This window comes from Pseudomonas sp. G5001 (assembly GCF_013385475.1).
In the GTDB taxonomy this organism is placed as follows: Bacteria; Pseudomonadota; Gammaproteobacteria; order Pseudomonadales; family Pseudomonadaceae; genus Aquipseudomonas.
Genome location: NZ_JACAPZ010000068.1, coordinates 1 through 6,096, shown reverse-complemented (window position 1 = coordinate 6,096; position 6,096 = coordinate 1). Strand labels below are relative to the sequence as shown.

5 protein-coding genes are annotated in these 6,096 nt (G+C 61.1%); 2 read left to right on the top strand and 3 right to left on the bottom strand.

The window, feature by feature from the left end; genetic code table 11:
- Window positions 1-44: 44 nt before the first annotated feature.
- A complete protein-coding gene (locus HX805_RS32130; protein ID WP_008430161.1) occupies window positions 45-515 on the bottom strand; it encodes an Lrp/AsnC family transcriptional regulator in 471 nt (156 codons plus the stop codon).
- 124 nt (window positions 516-639) lie between these two features.
- On the opposite strand from HX805_RS32130, the gene HX805_RS32125 reads away from it, so the two are divergent.
- Together HX805_RS32125 and HX805_RS32120 are read left to right on the top strand one after the other, a co-directional pair.
- Entirely contained in the window at window positions 640-1,884 is a 1,245-nt protein-coding gene (locus HX805_RS32125) for a methionine gamma-lyase (RefSeq protein ID WP_177056102.1), read from the top strand.
- A 185-nt stretch (window positions 1,885-2,069) separates the two neighbouring features.
- Window positions 2,070-2,759, top strand: a complete 690-nt coding sequence (locus HX805_RS32120) for a helix-turn-helix transcriptional regulator (protein WP_177117659.1) — start codon at window positions 2,070-2,072, stop codon at window positions 2,757-2,759.
- A 125-nt stretch (window positions 2,760-2,884) separates the two neighbouring features.
- Here the strand turns inward: HX805_RS32120 and HX805_RS32115 are convergent, their stop codons facing one another.
- Window positions 2,885-4,843: a MacB family efflux pump subunit gene (locus HX805_RS32115; RefSeq protein ID WP_003212489.1), complete on the bottom strand. Its 1,959-nt coding sequence runs from the start codon at window positions 4,841-4,843 to the stop codon at window positions 2,885-2,887.
- A gap of 3 nt (window positions 4,844-4,846) precedes the next feature.
- Complete coding sequence (gene macA / locus HX805_RS32110; protein ID WP_032898521.1) at window positions 4,847-5,998, bottom strand: macrolide transporter subunit MacA; 1,152 nt, start codon at window positions 5,996-5,998, stop codon at window positions 4,847-4,849.
- Window positions 5,999-6,096: the final 98 nt, after the last annotated feature.

Below are 6,096 nucleotides of genomic sequence, written 5' to 3'. Positions count from 1 at the left end.
GAAACCATAAGCCGCCGTTACCCAAATAACGGATATGCACACCATCACTCCGGCAAAGGAATCACCCGCAACGGCCGCACCGACTTATAAGAAAAACTCGAGTAAATTTCCTTAACACACGGCAACCCCTGCAACACCTCCCGCGCAAACTCTCCAAACGACTCCAGATCCTTCGCCACCACTTCCAACAAAAAATCATACCGCCCCGAAACGTTATGACACGCCACAATCTCGGGAATCTCCAGCAACCTTTGCTCAAACGCCCGGGCAACTTCCCGGGAGTGCGTATCCATCATGATGCTGACAAACGCCGTCACCCCATACCCCAGCGCCTTGGGCGACAGGATCGCCTGATAACCGCCGATCACCCCGCTGTCCTCAAGGTTCTTCACCCGCCGCCAACACGGCGAAGTGGTCAACGACACCCGCTCCGCCAACTCCGCCACCGTCAACCGCGCATTACCCTGCAAGGCGTTTAAAAGTGCCTTGTCAGTCCGATCCAGATGCATGGGCATATCTTGCCTCAAAACGTCGTTTTTATTGTTTTTCATCCCAATCTACCGGCTTTTCCCAGCAAACTATGGAACGTTCAGCCGCCGTTATAAGCATAGCATTGTAGGAAATAAGGAGCGTCCGACCATGAAAAATAAACACAACACGTTCGGCTTTTCCACCCGCGCCATCCATCACGGCTATGACCCCCAGGACCACCACGGCGCCCTCGTGCCGCCCATCTACCTGTCGGCAACCTTCGCCTTCCCCACCGCCGAATACGGAGCCGCCTGCTTCGCCGGCGAAGAGAGCGGACACTTCTACACCCGCATCTCCAACCCCACCCTGGCCCTGCTGGAATCGCGCATGGCCACCCTGGAAAACGGCGAAGCCGCTGTCGCCTTCAGCTCCGGCATGGGCGCAATTGCCGCGACGTTCTGGACCCTGCTGCGCCCCGGTGACGAAATCATCGTCAGCCAGACCCTCTACGGCTGCACCTTCGCCCTGCTGCACCACGGCATCGGCGAGTTCGGCATCAAGGTGCGCCACGTCGACCTCACCGACCTGAACGCCATGAGCGAGGCCATCAACCCGGCCACGCGCATGATCTACTTCGAAACCCCGGCCAACCCCAACCTGCAACTGGTGGACATCGCCGCCGTCGCCGAGATCGCCCACCGGCAACCCGGTATCACCGTGGTGGTGGACAACACCTACTGCACGCCCTACCTGCAACGCCCGCTGGAAATGGGCGCCGACGTGGTGGTGCACTCGGCCACCAAATACCTCAGTGGCCACGGCGATATCACCGCCGGCATCGCCGTCAGCAGCCAGGCCCTGGCCCAGCGCATTCGCCTGCAAGGGCTCAAGGACCTGACCGGTGCGGTGATGTCACCCCAGGACGCCGCCCTGCTGATGCGCGGCCTCAAGACCCTGGCCCTGCGCATGGACCGCCATTGCAGCAACGCCCTGGCCATCGCCGAAGCCTTGCAGGCCCATCCCCTGGTGGAATGGGTGACCTACCCCGGCCTGCGCTCCTTCCCTCAATACGAACTGGCCGCGCGGCAGATGAAACAATCCGGCGGCATGATCGCGTTTGAACTCAAGGGCGGCATCGACATGGGCCGACGCTTCATGAACGCCCTCAAGCTGTTCACCCGGGCCGTGAGCCTGGGGGACGCCGAGTCACTGGCCCAGCACCCGGCCAGCATGACCCACTCCACCTACACCCCGGAGCAGCGCGCCCACCACGGGATTTCCGAAGGGCTGGTGCGACTCTCGGCGGGCCTTGAGGATGTCGCCGACCTGCTGGCCGACGTTGCCCAAGCCCTGGAGGCCTGTGCCGTAAAGCCGAAATCCCGGGCGGTGCAACACAACGTTCATCACGCTTGAAGTAAATTCACAGGCAGGCGCGACGTTTATCAATAGCCCGGCCTGAAAAGGTCGGGCTTCTCCCATTGCGCCCTGCACCGCAAAAAATTTGATCCATTCATTGGCCCGTTTGCGAAAGCCTGTACTAGCATACGAGGCGGCAGTCATGGAGATCACTGCCCTGTACGCCGCCCTCATTGAAACTCATGGATGAAATGATGAACTCACACCTGTTCCCCCACATTGGCAAAGTCATCGCCAGCACCGGCAGCCGGCATTTCCCGCGCATGCTGCACGACCTGATCCTCACCCAACTGGCGGTCGACGCGACGCACATCACCCAAATGCCTGTGAGTTCACCGCGCAAGGCAGGCAGTTCGCGAATGACGGGGATCAGCCCGGTGTACACCGACCCGCTGCCAGGGCAGGAAGAGGCCCAGGCCGCCGCCCAACTGCACCTGACCCGGCGCAAGGATGACGTCAGCTACGTGCTGTCGGTGTATCGCTCCAACCCCTGCGAAAGTTTTTCCCAGCAGGAGCGGATCATCCTGCAAGACTTCTCCTCCCTGCTGCTGCCGATGGTTGAAAAACACATCAGCGCCCTGCAACCCAGCGGTCCGGACAGCGAAGCGCCGCAGCAACAAGGCATCGACACCTTGCGCCGGCGCTTTGAAGAGCGCCTCGCGCAATCGGGGCTGGCCCTGTCCAGCCGGGAGCTTGAGGTGTGCGTGGGGCTGCTGGCCGGGCGTACCGCACCGGAACTGGCGGAGCAGTTGGCACTGAAGGTCAATACCATCGAGAGCTACCTCAAGCGGGCTGCGATCAAGATGGGCATCAGTGGCCGGCATTCGTTGATGCGGTGGATGTATTCCACAGAAGACAACGCCACTCTCTAGAACACCGAGGAACAAATGTGGGAGCGGGCTTGCTCGCGAATGCGCAGTGTCAGTCAATACATGTGTGACTGATCCAGCGCATTTGCGAGCAAGCCCGCTCCCACATTTTTTGATCTCTTCCCGGCCTAATCCCGGGCCAGGGCTTCAATCGGATCCAACCGCGCCGCATTCCGCGCCGGCACAAACCCGAACACAATCCCGATCAACGTTGAACACGCAAACGCCGTCACCACCGAGCCCAGGGAAAACACCATTTCCCACTCTTTCACAAACAACGAAAACAGATAGCCGATGGCGAATGACAGCGAGATGCCGATCATCCCGCCAATCAGGCAGACCATCACCGCTTCCACCAGGAACTGTTGGCGAATATCCGATTGCCGCGCGCCCACTGCCATGCGAATCCCGATTTCGCGGGTGCGTTCGGTCACCGACACCAGCATGATATTCATCACTCCGATGCCGCCCACCAGCAACGAAATCACTGCAATCAACGACAGCAGCAACGCCAGGGAACGGCTGGTTTTCTGCACCGTCTGCATGATGCTGTCGAGGTTGTTGGTAAAGAAGTCCTTGGTGCCGTGACGTTGCAACATCAGCTTGGTGACGTTCTCTTCCACCACCTTGCTCGGCTGGCCGTCCTTGATGCGCACCGTGATGCTGTCCAGATGACGCTGGCCCAACAGCCGCCCCGCTGCCGTCTCGTACGGCACCCACACGTTCAACGCCTTGCTGGCGGCGAACATGTTTTTGTTGTCGGCCGTCACCCCGATCACGGTGCAGGGCAGGTTGCCCACCAGGATCACCTGGCCCAACGGATCCACGCCGGGCGCGAACAGTCGATGGCGCGCGTTGTGGTCGATCACCACCACCTGGGCCTGGCGCCGGGCGTCGCTTTCGCTGAAGGTAATTCCGGCTTCGAGCTTCAGGCCCTTGACCTGGAAATAGCGATCGCTGACCCCATTGACCTGGGCGTCCAGGTCGATATTGCCGTAACGCAGCAACAGGTTGCGCCCCACCACCGGCGTGGCGCTGTCGACGTAATACAGCTGGTTCAGCGCATCCACATCCGACGGCAACAACGTCTCGATGGCTGACGCACGGCTGTCACCAAAACTCTTGCCGGGAAAGATATCAATGGTGTTACTGCCAATGGCCTGGATGTCCTTGAGCACATAGCGCTTGGCGCCTTCGCCGATGGCCGAGATCGACACCACCGAGGTGATGCCGATGACAATGCCGAGCATGGTCAGCAAGGTGCGCATGCGATGGGAAATCAGCGCCACCCAGGCCATGTTGAAGGCCTCCTTGAACAGCCCGAGGCTCGCCACCAACTTGCGCGCACCGCTGCGCTTGGGCTCGATGGGCGCTTCGGTGGGCAGGTCGAGGCCGACACTCTGATTGGCGCGGTCACTGACAATCTCGCCATCGCGCACCTCAATGATCCGCTGGGCATTGGCCGCGACTTTCGGGTCATGGGTAACGATGATCACCGTGTGCCCGGCGGCGTGCAGCTCGGCCAGGATGCGCATCACCTCCTTGCCGCTGTGGGTGTCGAGGGCGCCGGTGGGTTCGTCGGCGAGGATCACTTCGCCGCCGTTCATCAAGGCCCGGGCGATACTCACGCGCTGTTGCTGGCCGCCGGACAGCTGGCTCGGGCGATGGGTCAAATGCCCCGACAACCCCAGGCGTGCCAGCAATTCCCCGGCGCGGCTGTGCCTGGCGGTTTCCGGCGTACCGGCATAAATCGCCGGCATTTCCACGTTGTGCAACGCGCTCAGGTGCGCCAGCAAGTGGTAACGCTGAAAGATAAAACCGAAGTAGTCGCGGCGCAGCTCGGCCAGTTGCTCATCCCCCAGGGTGCGGGTTTCGATGCCATTGATCTTGTAGCTGCCGGCGGTGGCGTAGTCGAGGCCGCCGAGAATGTTCATCAGGGTGGATTTACCCGAGCCCGAGGCCCCGGTGATCGCGACCATTTCCCCGGCGTGGATGGTCAGGTCAATGCCCTTGAGCGCAATGAATTCGCGGTCACCGGCCATGAAACTGCGCACGATGCCTTTAAGCTCCAGCAGTGGCTGAGTCATCAATCAGCCCCCCGCCACGGCAGGCGATGGGTCGCCGATCACCACCTTGTCGCCTTCGGCCAGGCCATCGAGGATCTGCACCTTGACGTTGTTGTTGATGCCCGTCTGCACCTGCCGCGTGTTGGCCTTGCCCTTGGCGTCCAGCACCCGCACCGGGAAACTGCCATCGGCATTGCGCGGGCCGAGTGCGGCCACCGGCACGGTCAGTGCGGCCTTGGCGGTGTCGAGCACGATGCGCACCTGGGCGGTCATGGCGATGCGCAGGCGGTGGTCGGGGTTGGGTACGTCGAACAGCGCATTGTAGAACACCGCAGTGTTTTGCTTGGGGGTGCCGGCGGTCTGGGTTTCGAGGAAATTCTGCGGGGCAGGTTCGGTACCGCGCAATTTGGCGTAGTAGCGTTTGTCGGCCTCGCCGAGGATGGTGAAATACACCTGCTGGCCCGGACTGATGTGGATCACGTCCGCTTCGGAGACTTGGGCCTTGACGGTCATGGTGTCCAGGTCGGCGAGCTTGAGCAGCACCGGTGCCAGTTGGCTGGCGATCACGGTCTGGCCTTCCTGGGTGACGATGCCCACTACATCGCCGTCGATTGGCGCGACGATGCGGGTGTAGGCCAGGTTGATCTTGGCGGTGTCGATCTGGATGTGGGCGCTTTTGATCTGGGCGTCGAGGGACATCAGGTTGGCGCGCTGTACCTCGTAGTTGGACTCGGCGGTTTCGAAGTCCTGACGGGACACGGATTCGTCCTCCTGCAGGCCCTGATAGCGTTCGTAGACGGATTTGGTTTCCTTGAGTTGCGCCGCAGTAGCGCGGCGTTGGGCCTGGAGGTTTTCTTCGTCGACCTGGGCTTTGCGCAGGGTGTTCTGCAGGATCAACGGGTCGATTTCGGCCAGCCATTGGCCCTTCTTGACCTTGTCGCCGACCTTGACCTTCAGGGATTTGAGTTGGCCGGAAACCTGGGCGCCGACATCGACCTGCTTGACGCCTTCGAGCAGGCCGGTGGCCAGGACGGCGTTTTCGATGTCACTGCGCTCGGCGGTAGCGGTCAGGTATTGCGGCGCGTCTGCGGGGGCCTGCACGGTGTAGATGGTCAGGGCGGCGGCGATTGCCAGGGCCAGGGCCATTCCTGTTTTGCGAAGCTTTGACTTTTCCATAAGTGACCACAGAAGACGTTGAAGTTGGTCCGGCTTTTGGCTCGGAGTACATATCCGTTTTTTTAGTAACGGCTGATATGGGTTCCGCTCTTACAGCG